Below are 18,518 nucleotides of genomic sequence, written 5' to 3' on the forward strand. Positions count from 1 at the left end.
TCCGGGCGGCGGGGCCGCCCGGAACCCGGCGGGCCCGGGACCCGGCAGGCCCGGAACCCAGCCGGCCCGGAACCCGGCCGACTCAGAACCCGGCCGGCTCAGAACCCGGCCGGCTCGGTGTACGTGCCCCACTCGTCGCGCAGGGCGTCGCAGATCTCCCCGAGCGTGGCCTCGGCCCGTACGGCGTCGAGCATCGGCCCGATCATGTTGGCGCCGTCGCGGGCGGCGGCCAGCATCGCGTCGAGCGCGGCGCGCACCCGCGCGTCGTCGCGGCGGGCCTTGCGGTCGGCGAGGATCCGCACCTGCTCGCGCTCCACCTCGTGGCTGACCCGGAGGATCTCCAGGTCGCCGGTGACGGAGCCGGTGTGGCAGTTGACGCCGACGACCTTCTTGTCGCCCTTCTCCAGGGACTGCTGGTAGCGGAAGGCGGACTCGGCGATCTCGCCGGTGAACCAGCCGTCCTCGATCCCGCGCAGGATGCCGGAGGTGATCGGCCCGATCGGGTGCCGCCCGTCCGGGTGGGCGCGCAGGCCGCGCTCCTTGATCTGGTCGAAGATCTTCTCGGCGTCGGCCTCGATCCGGTCGGTGAGCTGCTCCACGTACCAGGAGCCGCCCAGCGGGTCCGCGACGTTGGCGACGCCGGTCTCCTCCATCAGCACCTGCTGGGTGCGCAGGGCGATCTCGGCGGCCTGCTCGGAGGGGAGGGCGAGGGTCTCGTCGAGGGCGTTCGTGTGCAGCGAGTTGGTGCCGCCGAGCACCGCGGCGAGCGCCTCGACGGCGGTGCGCACGACGTTGTTGTACGGCTGCTGCGCGGTGAGGGAGACACCGGCGGTCTGGGTGTGGAAGCGGAGCCACTGCGCCTTGTCGGTCCTGGCGCCGTAGACCTCCTTCATCCAGCGGGCCCAGATGCGGCGGGCGGCGCGGAACTTGGCGATCTCCTCGAAGAAGTCGACGTGCGCGTCGAAGAAGAAGGAGAGGCCGGGGGCGAAGACGTCGACGTCCAGGCCGCGGGAGAGGCCGAGCTCGACGTAGCCGAAGCCGTCCGCGAGGGTGTACGCGAGCTCCTGCGCGGCCGTCGAGCCGGCCTCGCGGATGTGGTAGCCGGAGACGGAGAGCGGCTTGTACGCGGGGATGTGCCGGGCGCAGTGCTCCATCAGGTCGCCGATGAGCCGAAGGTGGGGCTCGGGCTCGAACAGCCACTCCTTCTGGGCGATGTACTCCTTGAAGATGTCCGTCTGGAGCGTGCCGTTGAGGACGGACGGGTCGACGCCCTGGCGCTCGGCGGCGACGAGGTACATGCAGAAGACGGGGACGGCGGGGCCGCTGATGGTCATCGAGGTGGTGACGTCGCCGAGCGGGATGTCCTTGAAGAGGACCTCCATGTCGGCGGCGGAGTCGATCGCGACGCCGCAGTGGCCGACCTCGCCCAGGGAGCGGGGGTCGTCGGAGTCGCGGCCCATGAGCGTCGGCATGTCGAAGGCGACGGAGAGGCCGCCGCCGCCCGCGGCCAGGATCATCTTGTACCGCTCGTTCGTCTGCTCGGCGTTGCCGAAGCCGGCGAACTGGCGGATGGTCCAGGTCCGGCCGCGGTAGCCGGTCGGGTACAGGCCGCGGGTGAAGGGGTACTCACCGGGCCAGCCGATCCGCTCGAAGCCGTCGTACGTGTCGCCGGGCCGCGGCCCGTACACGGGCTCCACGGGGTCGCCGGAGAGCGTGGTGAAGTCGGCGTCGCGCTTCCTGGCGGCGTCGTAACGGGCCTGCCAGCGTCGGCGGCCTTCCTCGATGGCGTCAGCGTCCATGTCTTCGAATTTACTAGGACGTCCTAGTAAATGTCGATGGCCCACCGCCGGGCGCGGCGCGCGCCCGGCGGTCGGGGCCGTGCGGTTACGCCTTGGCGGCGGCCGGCGCGGAGCCGGCGATCAGCGGCTGGACCTCGCGGGCGACCTTGCGCTCGACGAAGAAGGCGGCGGTCGGGATCGTGCCGGAGAGTAGGATCCACAGGAGCTTGCCGAACGGCCAGCGGGCCTTGGAGCCCAGGTCGAAGGCGAAGACCAGGTAGACGATGTACAACACGCCGTGGGTCTGGGACACCATGAAGGTGAGGTCCTCGCCCACGCCGAAGCCGTACTTGGCGACCATGCACGCACAGAGCACGAGGAGCATGACGGCCGTGACGTAGGCCATCACCCGGTAGCGGGTCAGCACGCTGGATTTCATGGCATCGAGCGTAACCACCCGTTCCGGGCGATCTACGCGCGCCCCTACTTCTCCGCGAAGTCCCCCGCGGCCACCCGCAGCGGGCGGAGCATCGCGAAGATCTCCGCGCACTCCTCCGCGTCGTACGCCCCGAGGCCGAAGTCCATCGCCATCAGGTCCGCCGTGGCCGCCTCGACCACCTCGCGGCCCTTGTCGGTGATGGAGGCGAGCGTGCCCCGGCCGTCGTTGGGGTTGGGGCGCTTGTCGACGAGGCCGGAGCGGACCAGCCGGTCGACGGTGTTCGTCACGGACGTGGGGTGGACCATGAGCCGCTCGCCGATCTTCGACATGGGCAGCTCCCCCTCCTTGGAGAAGGTGAGCAGCACCAGCGCCTCGTACCGCGCGAACGTCAGCCCGTACGGCTTGACCACGGCGTCGACCTCGGCCAGCAGGATCTGGTGGGCGCGCATGATCGAGGTGATCGCGGCCATCGAGGGGACCGGGCCCCAGCGCTGCCGCCAGAGCTCGTCGGCGCGGGCGATGGGGTCGAAGGGGAGGCTGAGCGGCTTCGGCACGCCACGACCTTACCGAGTGGTCACATGCCGGTCAGCCCGGTCTCACGCTTTGGTCGCCGGACCGCCCCGGCGCCCCGGTCGCCCGGCCGGTGTCGCGCCGCCACGCAGAGTGACCGCTGTGTCACGATGGGCGGGTCTGCCCGCAGCGATCCGAGGGATGTTGATGTCCGGCAACCGACCGTCGTCCCGCGCTCTGCTCTCCCTGGCGCTCACCGCCGTCCTCCTCGCCTCCGGCTGCTCGTCCGGCCCGGGCCGCGGCACCGCCGGGGAGCCGCCCTCCCCCGCGTCGGCCGGGCGGGGCGAGGCCGCCGCGCCCTCCTCCGGTTCCCCGTTCTGGGTCGACCCGGACAGCGCGGCGGCGCGGCAGGTGAAGGAGTACGAGGCGGCCGGCCGCACCGAGGAGGCGCGGCTCCTGCGGCGGATCTCCGAGCGCCCCGCCGCGGTCTGGCCGTCCGGCGACGACCCCGTGCGGGACGTGGCACGGGCGGTGCGCGGCGCCACCGGCGAGGGGCGGACGGCCGTCCTCGTCGCGTACAACATCCCGCACCGCGACTGCGGCCAGTACTCGGCGGGCGGGGCGGCGGACGGGGAGGCGTACCGGCGGTGGCTCGACGCGTTCGCGGGCGCCCTCGGGGACGCGCCGGCCGTCGTCGTCCTGGAGCCGGACGCCGTGCCGCACCTGGTGGACGGCTGCGCGACCGGGACGAAGGCGCAGGAGCGCTACCGGCTGCTGGCGGAGGCGGTGGACCGGTTGAAGCGGCAGCCCCACACCAAGGTGTACCTGGACGCGGGCAACCCGGCGTGGATCGGCGACCCGGGCAAGCTGGTGGAGCCGCTGCGGCGGGCCGGGGTCGAGCGGGCGGACGGCTTCGCGCTGAACGTGGCGAACTTCGAGACGAACGAGGTGGTCGGGGCGTTCGGGACGGAGCTGTCGGCGCTGCTGGGCGGGGCCCACTTCACGGTGGACACGAGCCGCAACGGCGCGGGGCCGCTGCCCGGCGGCGGCGAGGAGGCGTGGTGCAACCCGCCGGGCCGGGCGCTGGGCACGCCGCCCACCCTGCGGACCGGCGACCGGCTGATCGACGCGTACCTGTGGGTGAAGCGGCCCGGCGAGTCGGACGGCACCTGCCGGGGCGGCCCGGCGGCGGGCACGTGGTGGCCGGAGTACGCCCTGGGCCTGGCGCGCCGGGCGGCGGCCTAGCCGCGCGCCCGGCGCGGCTCGACCTGGATCCACTTGGCGACGGACGGGCGGCCCTCGGCGTCGAGGGCGAACAGCATGTACCAGCCGGGCGGCACCAGGGTCGGGTCGAGCGGCGCCTCGACGGTGACGGAGTCCTCGGTGCGGGTGAGTCCCAGCTCGACGGACCGCTGCTCCACGTCGGTGGTGTGGGTGACGGCGCTGGGCCGCATCAGCCGGGCCTTGGTGATGCGGGGGGCGTCCTCGGTGCGGAAGGTGGCGCGGCCGTTCCGGTCGAACGCGCGCGGCCCGTCGCCGAGGACCGGGCGGCGGCGCCCGGCGTCGCCCTGGAGGTAGGGCGGGGTGAAGACCTCGACGCGCTGCTCGAACGTGCCGAGCTTGGTGTTGTCCTTGTCGCCGAAGAGCGGGTCGGAGCCGAAGGTCGCCACGCGGCCGTCCGGCAGCAGCAGGGCCTCGGAGTGGTAGTTGCGGCCGACGGTCGGCTCGGCGGCCGGGCGGAAGCGGTGGGAGCGGGGCTCGTAGAACTGTGCCTTGAGGATGTCGCTGGCGCCGCGGCCCCGGTAGTCGCGGGAGCCGCCGGTGGTGAAGACCGTGTCGTCGGGCAGCAGGACGCTGCTGAGGTAGCGGGTGCCCTGCGGGAGGGCGGGCCCGGCGCGGAAGACGGGGCTCTCCTCCTTGAGGTCGATGACGGCCGTGCGGGGCGTCGACAGGGCCGACTCGCCGACCCCGCCGCCGCCGAGGACCATCAGCTTCTGCTCCTGGGCCGGCGGGAGGAGGAGGGAGGCGGAGGTCTCCAACTGGTCGGGGTCGTCGATGCCGCGGATCTCCTGGAAGACGTTCTTCCGCAGGTCCCACAGGCCGGGGACGCGGCCCTTGTCGGCGGGGCCGTAGCCGGCGTTGGAGCCGGTGTAGAACAGCTTGCCGCCCTGGGTGAGGAAGAGGGCCGGGTAGGTGGGGAAGTAGCGGGAGGGGCCCGGGGTCCACTTCTTCGTCCTCGGGTCGTAGACCTCGTTGTCGCCGGGGACGACGTCGCCCACGTCGTTGAGGCCGGAGACGGCGAGGACCCTGCCGTCCTGGAGGGTGACGAGGGTGGGGTACCAGCGGGCCTCCTTCATCGGGGCGACGGGCACGTACCGCTCGGCTACGGGATCGAACTCGTAGGCGGACTTGATGCCCTGGAAGTCCTGCTTCGCGGTGGTGAGCTTCTGGGCGATGCCGTAGACGTTCCGGGCGTCCTCGCCCTTGAGGCCGAGGATCCGGTACTGGGCGGCCTGGGTGGTGAGCCCCTTGGGCCCCTCCTCGCGGGCCTCGACGAAGACCCGGGCCTCGGCGGCGGTGACCTTGGTCTCCCAGGGCTTCATCTGGCCGGTCTTGAAGTACGTGACCTTGAACTCGCGCTTGGCCCTGGGGACGGTGACGGCCTGTGTGGAGACGTACTCGACGCCGCTCGGGGAGCGGAAGACGGTGCCCTTCTTGAGGGTGACCGCCTTGTCGGGGCTCTCGTTCTTGACGCGCATGGCGCCGCCGGCGCGCTTCACCTCGCCGTCGAGGACCTCGTAGCGGGCCGTGCCGCCGGCGACGAGGAGGCGGCCGTCGGGGAGCTGGCTGTGGCCGGCGCAGAAGAAGTCCTCGGGGGTGTCGACGGCCTGGAAGGTGTGGGCGGCGGGGTCCCACAGGATGGTCTTGAAGGTGCCGGCGTCGAAGTTCTTCTGGTTGTTGCCGGACCCGGCGACGAGGAGGACCTTGCCGGTGCGCAGCAGGGCGGCGTGGATGGCGTTGAGGCGGTGCTCGCCGGGGACGCGGACCTCCTCCCAGGAGCCGTACTTCGCCTTGTAGCCGGGCTGGGAGATCTTGTAGGCGTGGTACTTCTCCTCGGCGAAGGAGAGCGCGGCCGGGGCGTTGAGGCCGGCGAGGACGACGACGGCGCCGCCGCCGAGCAGGGTCTTCTTGAACTTCCTGGAGGGCCGGTAGGCCATGGTTCAGTTCCCTCCCGGGGTGGGGGCGAGCGCGGCCTCGGCCTCCTCGCCGCGCCCGGCCCGCCGGACGGCGGCGGCACGGCGCTCGCGGAGGGCGGATCGGGCCCAGACCGCGACGGGGGCGAGGGCGACGGCCAGGGCGAGGACCGCCCAGGTGCGCATGGCCGCGTGGGTGTGGTCGAAGTGGACGGACGCGAGGAGCGCGGCGGCGAGGACCGCGGCCCAGCCCAGGTGGAGGCGGAAGGTGGACAGCCGGTCGGGGCTGGCCTCGCCGCCCTTGGGGGTGACGACGAACCGGCCGTCGGTGCGCAGGACGGCGGAGGCGAGGGAGTGGAGGTAGACGGGGGCGGAGAGGGCGGACATGGCCATGCCGGCGACGCCACCGGAGCCCTCGGGTTCGTGGGGGGAGACGTTGTGGCGGCGGTTCCACAGGTAGAGGCCGATCTGGAGGGCGGCGGCGTCGCTGTAGAGCATCAGCCAGACGGAGGAGGAGACCTGGGTGCCGGAGGCGCCGAGCCAGAGGTAGAGGGTGCAGCTGAGGACGCCGAGGAACCAGTTGACGGCGGTCATCGGGTAGTAGACGAGCATCAGGGTGTAGTGGAGGAACCGTCCCGGCGGAACGCGGAAGAGCGCCTTCCCGTACTGCTTGAGGAGCGTCTCGTACGTGCCGCGGGACCAGCGGAGCTGCTGGGTGAAGAAGTCGGTCCAGGAGGCGGGGCCCTCGCCGACGGCGAGCACGTCGGGCGTGTACACGGACCGCCAGTACCGGCCGGTGCGGGGGTTGCGGCGGCGGTGCAGCTCGAAGCCGGTGGCCATGTCCTCCGTGACGGAGTCGTACAGGCCGCCGACCTGGAGGAGGGCGCTCATCCGCACGACGTTGTTGGTGCCGACGAACATGGGGGCGCGGTAGCGGTTGCCGGCGCGCTGGACGAGGGCGTGGAAGAGGAACTGCTGGGACTCGGCGGCCTTGGTGACGGCGGAGACGTAGTTGCCGTACACCTGCGGGCCGACGACGAAGGCGACGTCGGGGTCGCGGAAGTAGCCGAGCATCCGCTCCAGGAAGTTCGGCAGCGGGACGTGGTCGGTGTCGACGGACGCGAAGAAGTCGTACGCGTCGCCGTGGAGGGCGATCCACGCGTTGTAGTTGCCGTGCTTGGTCTTCGCCCGGTGGGGGCCCGAGGGGCGGTTCCACTCGGGGACGCCCCTGCGGGTGAAGTGCCGGACGCCGAGTTCGGCGCACAGGGCCCTGGCCTGCTCGTCGTCGCCCTCGTCGAGCAGCCACACGTCGAGGACGCCCTGGTGGCGGACGCGGACGGCGCCCTCCAGGGTGGCGCGGACCATGGAGAGCGGTTCCTTGCCGGGGACGTAGGTGGTCAGGAAGGCCACGCGGGTGCCCGGCTCGGGCGGGACGGGGACCGGGTCGCGGGCGACGAGGGTGGCGTGGGCGATCGAGACGACGTTGACCAGCATGAACAGGCAGATGAGCCCGATCGACACGAGCATCACCGCGTCGAACGCGACCAGCCACCGGTCGCCGCCCTCCCGGCGGGTCCAGTGGGTGGGCCAGACCAGGTAGGCGAGGAGGGCCGCGGAGAGCGCCGGGGCGAGGGTCATGAGCAGCACGGCCCGCACGCGGTGCGGCTCGCGGCCGAGCAGGCTGCGGTACTCGACGGTGTACGCCGCCGGGCCGGGGTCCGTCAGGGGGCCGGCGAGGCGGCTGTACGCGTCGTAGTCGTAACCGCCGCTGGTGGCCGTCCCGGTGCCGTCGCTGTCGCCGGTGTCGCAGCCCTCCGACCTCAGCACGGGTGCCTCCAGCCTGTCGAGCGGGATCGCTTACCCCAACGAAAGGGGACAGGCCGGCGCGTGTCGATCCGAAGGCCCCCGACCGGGCGTACGGCTCGGCGGGTCGGGGGCCTCGGGGGCGGACGGGCCGCCGGGGTCAGGCCAGGTGGCGTTCGACCGTGGCGACCTTGGCGGTGAGGCCGTCGGTCACGCCGGGGCGGATGTCGGCCTTCAGGACCAGGGAGACGCGCGGGGCGCGGGCCTCCACGGCCGCGACGGCGCGCCGGACGACGTCCATGACCTCGTCCCACTCCCCCTCGACGGAGGTGAACATCGCGTCGGTGCGGTTCGGCAGCCCCGACTCGCGGACGACGCGCACGGCCTCGGCGACGTACTCGCCGACCTCCTCGCCGACGCCCAGCGGCGTGACGGAGAACGCGACGATCACGCGTCCACCTTCCCCTCGCGCCGGGCGCGGGACGCGATCACGGCGGCGTCGGCGGCGCGCTTCAGCCTCCGGTCGGCGTAGAAGCCGCCGAAGGGGACGACGGAGAGGACGAAGTACAGCACGCCGGTCTTCACGTCCCACTTCGCGTTCTTCCAGGCGTCCAGCCAGAAGACCACGTACAGCAGGAAGAGGAAGCCGTGGACGGCGCCCATGAAGGGGACGGCGTTGAACTCCGTCGTGCGCTTGAGGACCGAGCAGACGAGCAGCACGAGGAAGGAGACCGCCTCGGGACCGGAGACGAGCCGGAGGCGGTGGAGGGCGGATGCGGTCTTGATGTCCACGGGAACAGGCACCTTCTGCATGAGGGTCGATCTTGTGAACGGATGCACAAGCGTCCGCTCATTCTGTCAGGTGGCCGCTGCGGGACGCGCCGTGGGTCCGGATCGTCCCGCCGGTGCTGTCCTCGTCGCGGCCCGGCCGGTTACGGTCGGCGCGTGGCAACCTTCCGACTCCAAGGCAGCAAGGTCCTGGCCGTCGACCTGACCGGCGACGCGGTCAGGGCGAAGAACGGCTCGATGGTCGCGTACGAGGGCCAGATGGCCTTCAAGAAGACGAGCGGCGGCGGCGAGGGCCTCCGCGGCATGGTCACCCGGCGGCTCACCGGCGAGCAGATGGAGGTCATGGAGGTGAAGGGGCAGGGCACCTGCTACTTCGCGGACCGGGCCTCCGACGTCACCGTACTGGCGCTCCACGGCGACAGGCTGTGGGTCGAGGCGAGCAACCTGCTCTGCGCCGACGGCGGGCTGCGCACCGGGACGACGTTCACCGGGCTGCGCGGCGGCGCCACCGGCACCGGCCTGTTCACCACGACGGTCGAGGGCTCCGGGCAGGTGGCGATCGTGTCGGACGGGCCGGCCGTGGTGCTGCGCGTGACGCCGCAGTACCCGCTGTCGGTGGACCCCGGGGCGTACGTGGCGCACCAGGGGGACCTCCGGCAGAACCTCCAGTCCGGCGTGACGTTCCGCACGCTCCTGGGCGAGGGGGGCGGCGAGGCGTTCCAGATCAGGTTCGAGGGGGACGGGCTGGTGTACGTGCAGCCGAGCGAGCGCAACACCGTGGGAGGCGACGTCTGATGCCGTTCCGGGAGATCAACTCCAAGGTGGTCGAGGCCACGGTCGCACCGGGGCAGCGGATGTTCAGCCAGCGCGGGGCGATGCTCGCGTACCGGGGGGAGGTCACTTTCACGCCGAACACCGCCGGCGGCCAGGGCGGGGTCATGGCGATGCTGGGCCGGCGCGCGGCCGGCGAGGCGGCGCCGCTGATGACGGTCGAGGGCGACGGCACGGTGCTGTTCGGGCACGGCGGCCACCACGTGCAGGTGGTCCGGCTCACCGGGGACACGCTGTACGTCGAGGCGGACCGGCTGCTGGCGTTCGACGGGACCCTGGAGCAGGGGACGATGTTCATGGGGGCGCAGGGCGGCGTCATGGGCATGGTGCGCGGCCAGGTGACGGGGCAGGGCCTGTTCACCACGACCCTCAAGGGGCACGGCGCCGTCGCCGTCATGGCGCACGGCGGGGTCCTGGAGCTGCCCGTCACCCCGGGGCGGCCGGTCCACGTGGACCCGCAGGCGTACGTCGCGCACCACGGCGACGTGCGCAACAGGCTCTCCACCGCGCTCGGCTGGCGCGACATGGTGGGGCGCGGCTCGGGCGAGGCGTTCCAGCTGGAGCTGAGCGGCAGTGGTGCGGTGTACGTCCAGGCGTCGGAGGAGAAGCTGTGAACGCGTCCGTGGTGTTCGACCCGTCGTCCCTGCCGAGCGGCGACAACGTCAACCCGTACACCTTCTGCGTGGACCTCAAGGGGTCCCGGTGGTTCCTGCAGAAGGGCAAGATGATCGCCTACTACGGGGACATCGCCTTCAACGGCGTCGGGCACGGCGCGCTGGACCGGCTGGTGCGGACGAGCTTCCACTCGCCGGTGCACGCCGGCGACTGGGTGGTGGCGGAGGGCAGCGGGAAGATGCTGCTCGCGGACCGGGCGTTCGACGTGAACTCCTACGACCTCGACGAGGGCAACCTGACGATCCGGGCCGGGAACCTGCTGGCCTTCGAGCCGTCGCTGGCGCTGAAGCAGTCGATCGTGCCGGGCTTCCTGACGCTGATCGGGACGGGCACGTTCGTGGCGGCGTCCAACGGGCCGGTGGTGTTCATGGAGCCGCCGATCCGGGTCGACCCGCAGGCGCTGGTGGGCTGGGCGGACTGCCCGTCGCCGTGCCACCACTACGACCACGCGTACATGAGCGGGGTGCTGGGCGGGCTGCGGGCGCTGACGGGGGTCGGCGGGGCGTCGGGCGAGGAGCACCAGTTCGAGTTCGTCGGGGCCGGGACGGTCCTGCTCCAGTCGTCGGAGACGCTGATGCCGGAGCGGGGCACCGGGACCGTCCCGCACGAGCCCGGCGTCCCCGGGGGCGGGGCGCCGCAGGCGGGGCACGGTTCCGGCCAGGGCTCCCACGGGTCGGTACCGCGCCTTCCCGGCCAGCTGGGGGACCTCCAGCGCCGCTTCGGGCTGTGAGCGGTAGTCTGCGGAGGGTGACGCGCTCGAACGTCTGCGCCCTTGCGGGGACGTCGAGGACGGGGGACGGGGAAGCGAAGCGGCGTCACTTCACTTCGTCCAACTTTCAACTTCTTAGGTAGAATCCATACATGGAGACCGAGACGGCCATCCCGTGGCTCACCGACACCGAACAGTGCGCCTGGCGCACCTACCTGGACGTCAACCGACTCCTGACGTACCAGCTGGAGAGGGACCTCCAGCCGTTCGGCCTGACCTACAACGACTACGAGATCCTCGTGAACCTCTCGGAGTCCCCGGACCGGCGCATGCGGATGAGCGACCTCGCCGCCGCCACCCTCCAGTCCAAGAGCCGGCTCTCGCACCAGATCACCCGCATGGAGAACTCCGGGCTGGTCCGCCGCGAAAACTGCGAGTCGGACCGGCGCGGGCTGTACGCAGTCCTCACCGACCAGGGCATGGAGACGATGCGAAAGGTGGCGCCGCACCACGTCGAGTCGGTGCGCAGGCACTTCATCGACCAGCTCGCCCCCGAGGCGCTGGCCGGCCTCCACGCCTCCCTGAGGCCCATCTCGGAGCACCTGCGCGGGCTGCGCGGCAGGCCCTGACGCGGTCGCACGCACCCGCGCGCCACCCCGCGGGGCGCCTCCCCCGGTGAGGGCCACGCCGACGGACCCTCCACCCCGGGACAGGCCCCGTGTGCGGACGGCCCCGCCCCCCAGGCATGGGGGGCGGGGCCGTCCGCACACGGGGCCCTCAGCGGCCCGTCAGGCCCGCCACCAGTTCGTCGGCGGCCGCGTACGGGTCGAGCTCGCCCGCCACGATCCGCTCGGCGAGCGCGCCCAGGCGCCGGTCGCCGTGCAGGTCGCCGATCCGCTCGCGCAGCGCGGTGACCGCGATGGTCTCCACCTCGTGGGCCGCGCGGGCCCGGCGGCGCTGCGCGAGGACGCCGTGCTCCTCCATCCACGCGCGGTGCTTCTCCAGGGCCTCCACGACCTCGTCGACGCCCTCCCCGCGCGCGGCGACCGTCTTGACGATCGGCGGTCGCCAGTCACCCGGCGCCCGGGACTCCCCGAGGCCCAGCATGTGGTTGAGCTCGCGGGCCGTGGCGTCCGCGCCGTCCCGGTCCGCCTTGTTCACCACGTACACGTCGCCGATCTCCAGGATGCCGGCCTTCGCCGCCTGGATCCCGTCGCCCATGCCCGGCGCCAGCAGCACCACGGACGTGTCGGCCTGCGAGGCGATCTCCACCTCGGACTGTCCGACGCCGACCGTCTCCACCAGCACCACGTCGCAGCCCGCCGCGTCCAGCACGCGGATCGCCTGCGGCGCCGCCCACGCCAGGCCGCCCAGGTGCCCGCGGGTGGCCATGGAGCGGATGTAGACGCCCGGGTCCGACGCGTGGTCGGCCATCCGGACCCGGTCGCCCAGCAGGGCTCCGCCGGAGAACGGCGACGACGGGTCGACCGCGAGGACGCCGACCCGCTTGCCGGCCCTGCGGTACGCGGAGACCAGCGCCGACGTCGACGTGGACTTGCCGACGCCGGGCGAGCCCGTCAGACCCACCACGTACGCGCCGCCCGACAGCGGGGCCAGCGCCGCCATCACCTCACGGAGCTGCGGGGACGCCCCCTCCACGAGCGAGATCAGCCGGGCCACGGCCCGCGGCCGGCCCTCCCGTGCCTGGGCGACCAGTGCGGGGACGTCCACCATCACGTACAGAGCTCCTTACTTCGCCGAAGCGCTCGGGACACGCAGGATCAGCGCGTCGCCCTGGCCGGTGCCGCCGCACAGGCCCGCCGCGCCGATGCCGCCGCCGCGCCGCCTGAGCTCCAGCGCCAGGTGCAGCACGATACGGGCGCCGGACATGCCGATGGGGTGGCCCAGGGCGATCGCGCCACCGTTGACGTTCACCTTTTCGGGGGTCACCCCGAGGTCCTTCATTGACTGCACCGAGACGGACGCGAACGCCTCGTTGATCTCGATCAGGTCGAGGTCGTCGACGCCGAGGCCCTCCTTCTTCAGGGCGTGCAGGATCGCGTTGGACGGCTGGGACTGCAGACTGTTGTCCGGGCCCGCGACGTTGCCGTGCGCGCCGATCTCGGCGATCCACTCCAGGCCCAGCTCCTCGGCCTTGGCCCGGCTCATCACCACGACGGCCGCGGCGCCGTCGGAGATCTGCGAGGACGAGCCGGCCGTGATCGTGCCGTCCTTGTCGAACGCCGGGCGGAGCTTGGCGAGCGTCTCGACGGTCGTCTCCGGGCGGATGCCCTCGTCCTTGGCGAAGACCACCGGGTCGCCCTTGCGCTGCGGGATCTCGACCGGGGTGATCTCGGCCTCGAACAGGCCGTTCTTCTGGGCGGCCGCCGCGCGCTGGTGCGACAGGGCGGAGATCTCGTCCTGCTCGGCGCGGCCGATGCCCAGGCGGGTGTTGTGCCGCTCGGTCGACGCGCCCATGGCGATGCCGTCGAACGGGTCGGTGAGGCCGTCGTGCGCCGCCGCGTCGAGCATCTCGATCGCGCCGTACTTGTAGCCCTCGCGGGACTTGGGGAGCAGGTGCGGGGCGTTGGTCATGGACTCCTGGCCGCCGGCGACGATCACGTCGAACTCGCCGGCGCGGATCAGCTGGTCGGCCAGGGCGATGGCGTCGAGGCCGGAGAGGCAGACCTTGTTGATCGTCAGCGCCGGGACGTTCATCGGGATGCCGGCCTTGACGGCGGCCTGCCGGGCGGGGATCTGCCCGGCGCCCGCCTGGAGCACCTGGCCCATGATCACGTACTGCACCTGGTCGCCGCCGATGCCCGCCCGCTCCAGCGCGGCCTTGATGGCGAAGGCGCCGAGGTCGACACCGGAGAAGGACTTGAGCGAGCCGAGCAGCCGGCCCATGGGCGTACGGGCACCCGCGACGATGACGGAGGTGGTACCGGTCGTTCCAGACATGAGGACGATCCCCTTTCAGCCCGGAGGGGCTGCGGAGTGAACGAGGGTTTACCGCCAATGTACTGAGCGGTACCAGCCCCGGTCACCGGGCGGTCGGTGTGACGGCGCGCACGTTGCGTAACCGGCCGGTGGAGCGCTGCACTGTTCGCATGCTCACGAGAATCGACCACATCGGGATCGCCTGCTTCGACCTCGACAAGACCGTCGAGTTCTACCGCTCGACGTACGGCTTCGAGGTCTTCCACACCGAGGTCAACGAGGAGCAGGGGGTCCGCGAGGCCATGCTCAGGATCAACGGGACCTCCGACGGCGGCGCCTCCTACCTCCAGCTGCTGGAACCCGTCCGCGAGGACTCCACCGTCGCCAAGTGGCTGGCGAAGAACGGCGAGGGCGTCCACCACATCGCCTTCGGCACGGCCGACGTGGACGGCGACGCCGCCGACATCCGCGGCAAGGGCGTCCGGGTCCTCTACGACGAGCCCCGGCGCGGCTCGATGGGGTCCCGCATCACGTTCCTGCACCCCAAGGACTGCCACGGCGTGCTCACCGAACTGGTCACGTCGGCTGAGCCCTCCTCAGCCGAGCACTGAACCGACGCATCCCGGCCCGGTAGAGTGGGCGGCTCCGGGCCGGGGCCGGGTCGGAGCCGCCCTGCGGCGTCGTCGTCGGAAGCGTCGATCTGACACCATTCCCCGGGGGGCCGTTCGCCGGCGGACGGTGCCCGTACGAAGAGAGTTCGCGACCAGGGGACGGATGGGACCGCGCAGTGCGGGGCTACGAACGCCAGGAGAGCCACCGGGCTGACGACGACCACCTTTCGCGGTTCGAGGCCGAGATGGACCGGCTGAAGACCGAGCGGGAGAAGGCCGTCCAGCACGCCGAGGACCTCGGTTACCAGGTCGAGGTGTTGCGCGCCAAGCTCCACGAGGCGCGGCGCGCCATCGCGTCCCGGCCTGCCTACGACAGCGCCGACGTCGGCTACCAGGCCGAGCAGATGCTGCGCAACGCCCAGATGCAGGCCGAGCAGATGCGCTCCGACGCGGAGCGCGAGCTGCGCGAGGCCCGCGCCCAGACCCAGCGCATCCTCCAGGAGCACGCCGAGCACCAGGCCCGCCTCCAGGCCGAGTTGCACAACGAGGCGGTGCAGCGGCGCCAGCAGCTCGACCAGGAGCTGGCCGAACGCCGCCGGACCGTCGAGGCGCACGTCAACGAGAACGTGGCCTGGGCGGAGCAGCTGCGCGCCCGTACGGAGGCCCAGGCGCGGCGCCTGATGGAGGAGTCCCGCGCCGAGGCCGAGCAGGCCCTGGCCGCCGCCCGCGCCGAGGCCGCCCGCGTCGCGGAGGAGGCCCGCCAGCGGCTGGCCGCCGAGTCGGAGGCCGCCCGCATCGAGGCCGAGTCCCTCCTGCTGCGCGCCCGGAAGGACGCCGAGCGGCTCCTCAACGCCGCCTCCGCGCAGGCCCAGGAGGCCACCGGCCACGCCGAGCGGCTCCGTACGGCCACCGCCGCCGAGGCCGAGCAGGCCCGCCAGCAGGCCGCGGAGCTCAGCCGGGCCGCCGAGCAGCGGATGCAGGAGGCGGAGGAGCGGCTGCGGCTGGCCCGCGCCGAGGCCGACAAGGTCGTCGCCACCGCCGCCGAGGACGCCGCCAAGCGCGTCGCCGCCGCCGAGTCGGCCAACGAGCAGCGCACCCGTACCGCGAAGACCGAGATCGCCCGGCTGGTCGGCGAGGCCACCAAGGAGGCCGAGACCCTCCGCGCGGACGCCGAGCAGGCGCTGGCGGACGCCCGCGCCGAGGCCGAGAAGCTGCTCGCGGAGGCCGCCGAGAAGGCCCGTACGAAGGCCGCCGAGGACTCCGCCGCCCAGCTCGCCAACGCCGCCCGCGCCGCCGAGGAGATGCTCGGCAAGGCGTCCGAGGACGCCCAGGCCACCACCCGCAAGGCGGCCGAGGAGGCCGAGCGGATCCGCCGCGAGGCCGAGGCCGAGGCCGACCGGCTGGTCGGCGAGGCCGCCGACACGGCCGAGCAGCTGCGCGGTGCCGCGAAGGACGACACGAAGGAGTACCGCGCCAAGACCGTCGAACTCCAGGAGGAGGCGCGGCGGCTGCGCGGGGAGGCCGAGCAGCTTCGGTCCGAGGCGATCGCGGAGGGCGAGCGGATCCGCGCCGAGGCCCGGCGCGAGTCCGTCCAGCAGATCGAGGAGGCGGCCAAGACCGCCGAGGAGCTGCTGACCAAGGCGAAGGCGGACGCCGACGAGCTGCGCACGGCGGCGACCGCCGAGAGCGAGCGGGTCCGCGCCGAGGCGGCCGAGCGGGCGACCGCCCTGCGCGCCCAGGCCCAGGAGACCCTGGAGCGCACGCGCGCGGAGGCCGAGGAGCTGCGCGCGGACGCCGACGAGCAGGCCGAGTCGGTGCGGGCGGCCGCCGAGGCCGCCGCCGCGGCCCTGCGCGAGGAGGCCGAGCGGGGCGTCGCGGCCCGGCGGGCGGAGGCCGCCGAGGAGCTGGCGCGGCTCCACCAGGAGGCCGAGGCCCGGCTCGCCGCCGCCGAGCAGGCCCTCGCCGACGCCCACGCCGAGTCGGAGCGGCTGCGCCGGGAGGCCGCCGAGGAGACGGAGCGGCTGCGCACCGAGGCCGCCGAGCGGCGGCGCGCGCTCCAGGAGCAGGCCGAGCAGGAGGCCGAGCGGCTGCGCACCGAGGCCGCGGCGGACGCGTCGAGTTCGCGCGCCGAGGCGGAGAACACCGCCGTACGGCTCCGGGCGGAGGCCGCCGCCGAGGCGGAGCGGCTCAGGACGGAGGCGCAGGAGACCGCCGACCGCGTGCGCGCCGAGGCCGCCGCCGCGGCGGAGCGGCTCAAGGCGGAGGCCGCCGAGGAGCTGGCGGCCGCGCAGGAGGAGGCCAACCGGCGCCGCCGGGAGGCCGAGGAGACGCTGGGCGCCGCGCGCGCCGAGGCGGACCAGGAGCGCGCCCGCGCCCGGGAGCAGAGCGAGGAACTGCTGGCGTCGGCCCGCAAGCGGGTCGAGGAGGCCCAGGCGGAGGCGCAGCGGCTGGTCGAGGAGGCGGACCAGCGGGCCGTGGAGCTCGTGTCCGCGGCCGAGCAGACCGCGCAGCAGGTGCGGGAGTCGGTGGCCGGCCTCCAGGAGGCGGCCGAGGAGGAGATCGCCGGGCTGCGCTCGGCGGCCGAGCACGCCGCGGAGCGGACCCGCACGGAGGCGCAGGAGGAGGCGGACCGGGTCCGGGCCGACGCCTACCAGGAGCGGGAGCGGGCCGCCGAGGACGCGGCGCGGGTCCGGACGCGCGCGCAGGAGGAGACCGAGGCGGCGAAGTCGCTGGCCGAGCGGGCCGTCAAGGAGGCGCTGGCGGAGGCCGAGCGGCTCAAGGCGGACAGCGCCGAGTACGCGCAGCGGGTGCGGACGGAGGCGTCGGACTCGCTCGCGTCGGCCGAGCAGGACGCGGCGCGTACGCGCGCGGAGGCCCGCGGCGACGCCAACCGGATCCGTTCCGAGGCGGCCTCGCAGGCGGACCGGCTCGTCACGGAGGCGTCGGCCGAGGCGGAGAAGCTGGTCGGCGACGCCACGGCGAGGGCCGAGCAGATCGTCGGCGACGCGACCGGCGAGGCGGAGCGCGTCACGGCCCTGGCGTCCCGGGAGGCCGACCGGCTGGCGGCCGAGGCGGTCGAGGTCCTCGACGAGGCGCAGGCCGAGGCGGACCGGCTGCGCGACGAGGCGCGCAAGGCCGCCGACAAGCGGCGCGCCGACGCGGCGGAGCAGGCCGACCAGCTCGTCGCGAAGGCCACCGGCGAGGCGGAGCGGCTGCGTGCCGAGGCGTCGGAGACGGTCGGTGCGGCACAGCAGGCCGCCGCGCGGATCCGCGAGGAGGCCGGGCGGCACCTCAAGGAGACCGAGGAGGCGGCGGAGCGGCTGCGCGCGGAGGCCCGCGCGGAGGCGGACCGACTGCTGGACCAGGCGCGGGAGGCCGCGGCCAAGCGCCGGGCGGACGCCGCCGAGCAGGCCGACCAGTTGGTGGCGAAGGCGCAGGAGGAGGCGCTGCGCGCCACGACGGAGGCCGAGGCGCAGGCGGACACGATGGTCGGCGCGGCCCGCAAGGAGGCCGAGCGGATCGTGTCCGAGGCGACCATCGAGGGCAACACCCTGGTGGAGAGGGCCCGTACGGACGCGGACGAGTTGCTGGTCGGCGCCCGCAGCGACGCCAACGCCATAAGGGAGCGCATGGAGGAGCTGCGCGCGCGGACCGAGGCGGAGATCGAGGAGCTGCACGAGCGGGCCCGCCGGGAGAGCGCCGAGCAGACGCGGATCGCCGGGGAGCGGGCCGACAAGCTGGTGCGGACGGCGGAGCAGCAGTTGGCCGAGGCGGAGGCGAAGGCCGAGAAGCTGCTGTCGGACGCCAATTCGGAGGCGAGCAAGGTCCGCATCGCCGCGGTGAAGAAGGCCGAGGTCCTGCTGAAGGAGGCCAACCAGAAGAAGGCCGACGTGACCCGCGAGGCCCAGAAGATCAAGGAGGACGCGGAGGCGGAGGCCGAGCGCCTGACGGCGGACGGCCGGCGGGAGCTGGAGGTGCTGGTGCGCCGGCAGAAGGACATCAAGGGCGAGATCGCCCGTGTCCAGGCCGTGCTGGAGGCGTTGGAGTCCTTCGAGGCGCCGCCCGGCGGGAGCAAGGACGGCGGCGTCAAGGCGAGCGCGACGGTCGGTACCCGTTCGAGTGGCAAGTCAAACGCCGACTGAGCCACTCAAAAGGCTGGACATTCTCCCAATCAAACGGTCATCCGCTCGATGACACGCCGCTCGGGCCCCTAGGATTCCCTCTAACACCTCACCGGTC

The 18,518-nt window shown here is 73.3% G+C and carries 16 protein-coding genes; 7 read left to right on the forward strand and 9 right to left on the reverse strand.

The genetic code is table 11. The annotated features are described in order from the left end of the window. Nucleotides 1-98: 98 nt before the first annotated feature. The 3 genes from AC07D6_RS08870 to AC07D6_RS08880 all read right to left on the reverse strand — a co-directional run bounded on the left by AC07D6_RS08870 (nucleotide 99) and on the right by AC07D6_RS08880 (nucleotide 2,771). A complete protein-coding gene (locus AC07D6_RS08870) occupies nucleotides 99-1,799 on the reverse strand; it encodes an acyl-CoA mutase large subunit family protein (RefSeq protein WP_479043064.1) in 1,701 nt (566 codons plus the stop codon). Between the two features lie 85 nt (nucleotides 1,800-1,884). Then, complete coding sequence (locus tag AC07D6_RS08875; protein WP_315875581.1) at nucleotides 1,885-2,217, reverse strand: DUF3817 domain-containing protein; 333 nt, start codon at nucleotides 2,215-2,217, stop codon at nucleotides 1,885-1,887. Between the two features lie 44 nt (nucleotides 2,218-2,261). After that, nucleotides 2,262-2,771 (reverse strand): MarR family winged helix-turn-helix transcriptional regulator, encoded by a 510-nt coding sequence (locus AC07D6_RS08880; protein ID WP_315875582.1) that lies wholly within the window; start codon nucleotides 2,769-2,771, stop codon nucleotides 2,262-2,264. 163 nt (nucleotides 2,772-2,934) lie between these two features. On the opposite strand from AC07D6_RS08880, the gene AC07D6_RS08885 reads away from it, so the two are divergent. Continuing rightward, nucleotides 2,935-3,972: a glycoside hydrolase family 6 protein gene (locus AC07D6_RS08885; RefSeq protein WP_479043065.1), complete on the forward strand. Its 1,038-nt coding sequence runs from the start codon at nucleotides 2,935-2,937 to the stop codon at nucleotides 3,970-3,972. On the opposite strand, the gene glxA is transcribed toward AC07D6_RS08885, so the two are convergent. The 4 genes from glxA to AC07D6_RS08905 all read right to left on the reverse strand — a co-directional run bounded on the left by glxA (nucleotide 3,969) and on the right by AC07D6_RS08905 (nucleotide 8,516). Continuing rightward, on the reverse strand, nucleotides 3,969-5,945 hold the full coding sequence (gene glxA, locus AC07D6_RS08890; RefSeq protein WP_479043067.1) for a radical copper oxidase GlxA: 1,977 nt from the start codon (nucleotides 5,943-5,945) through the stop codon (nucleotides 3,969-3,971). The two genes, AC07D6_RS08885 and glxA, sit on opposite strands and share 4 nt — an antisense overlap. A 3-nt stretch (nucleotides 5,946-5,948) precedes the next feature. Beyond that, nucleotides 5,949-7,748, reverse strand: a complete 1,800-nt coding sequence (locus AC07D6_RS08895; RefSeq protein WP_315875585.1) for a glycosyltransferase family 2 protein — start codon at nucleotides 7,746-7,748, stop codon at nucleotides 5,949-5,951. A 136-nt stretch (nucleotides 7,749-7,884) separates the two neighbouring features. Further along, on the reverse strand, nucleotides 7,885-8,175 hold the full coding sequence (locus tag AC07D6_RS08900; RefSeq protein WP_189529173.1) for an MTH1187 family thiamine-binding protein: 291 nt from the start codon (nucleotides 8,173-8,175) through the stop codon (nucleotides 7,885-7,887). Continuing rightward, on the reverse strand, nucleotides 8,172-8,516 hold the full coding sequence (locus AC07D6_RS08905; protein WP_315875586.1) for a DUF3817 domain-containing protein: 345 nt from the start codon (nucleotides 8,514-8,516) through the stop codon (nucleotides 8,172-8,174). Before AC07D6_RS08905 ends, AC07D6_RS08900 begins: the two co-directional genes overlap by 4 nt. A gap of 153 nt (nucleotides 8,517-8,669) precedes the next feature. Between AC07D6_RS08905 and AC07D6_RS08910 the strand changes: the two genes are divergently transcribed. From AC07D6_RS08910 to AC07D6_RS08925, 4 genes are all read left to right on the forward strand, one after another. Next, nucleotides 8,670-9,308 carry an AIM24 family protein gene (locus AC07D6_RS08910; RefSeq protein ID WP_315875587.1) on the forward strand — a complete coding sequence of 213 codons (639 nt, stop codon included), beginning with the start codon at nucleotides 8,670-8,672 and terminating at the stop codon, nucleotides 9,306-9,308. After that, nucleotides 9,308-9,958 (forward strand): AIM24 family protein, encoded by a 651-nt coding sequence (locus tag AC07D6_RS08915; RefSeq protein ID WP_315875588.1) that lies wholly within the window; start codon nucleotides 9,308-9,310, stop codon nucleotides 9,956-9,958. Before AC07D6_RS08910 ends, AC07D6_RS08915 begins: the two co-directional genes overlap by 1 nt. Next, a complete protein-coding gene (locus AC07D6_RS08920) occupies nucleotides 9,955-10,749 on the forward strand; it encodes an AIM24 family protein (protein ID WP_315875589.1) in 795 nt (264 codons plus the stop codon). Before AC07D6_RS08915 ends, AC07D6_RS08920 begins: the two co-directional genes overlap by 4 nt. A gap of 131 nt (nucleotides 10,750-10,880) precedes the next feature. Then, nucleotides 10,881-11,357 carry a MarR family winged helix-turn-helix transcriptional regulator gene (locus AC07D6_RS08925; protein WP_315875590.1) on the forward strand — a complete coding sequence of 159 codons (477 nt, stop codon included), beginning with the start codon at nucleotides 10,881-10,883 and terminating at the stop codon, nucleotides 11,355-11,357. A gap of 148 nt (nucleotides 11,358-11,505) precedes the next feature. Here AC07D6_RS08925 and meaB read toward each other — a convergent pair whose 3' ends face one another. Both meaB and AC07D6_RS08935 read right to left on the reverse strand, forming a co-directional pair. Next, a complete protein-coding gene (meaB, locus tag AC07D6_RS08930; protein WP_479043069.1) occupies nucleotides 11,506-12,462 on the reverse strand; it encodes a methylmalonyl Co-A mutase-associated GTPase MeaB in 957 nt (318 codons plus the stop codon). Between the two features lie 15 nt (nucleotides 12,463-12,477). Continuing rightward, on the reverse strand, nucleotides 12,478-13,689 hold the full coding sequence (locus AC07D6_RS08935) for an acetyl-CoA C-acetyltransferase (RefSeq protein ID WP_479043070.1): 1,212 nt from the start codon (nucleotides 13,687-13,689) through the stop codon (nucleotides 12,478-12,480). Between the two features lie 149 nt (nucleotides 13,690-13,838). Between AC07D6_RS08935 and mce the strand changes: the two genes are divergently transcribed. Together mce and scy are read left to right on the forward strand one after the other, a co-directional pair. Continuing rightward, nucleotides 13,839-14,279, forward strand: coding sequence for a methylmalonyl-CoA epimerase (mce, locus tag AC07D6_RS08940; RefSeq protein WP_315875593.1), 441 nt, complete (start codon nucleotides 13,839-13,841; stop codon nucleotides 14,277-14,279). A 176-nt stretch (nucleotides 14,280-14,455) separates the two neighbouring features. After that, nucleotides 14,456-18,421 carry a polarized growth protein Scy gene (scy, locus tag AC07D6_RS08945; protein WP_479043071.1) on the forward strand — a complete coding sequence of 1,322 codons (3,966 nt, stop codon included), beginning with the start codon at nucleotides 14,456-14,458 and terminating at the stop codon, nucleotides 18,419-18,421. Nucleotides 18,422-18,518 lie beyond the last annotated feature (97 nt).

The organism is Streptomyces sp. NPDC045287 (assembly GCF_056432325.1).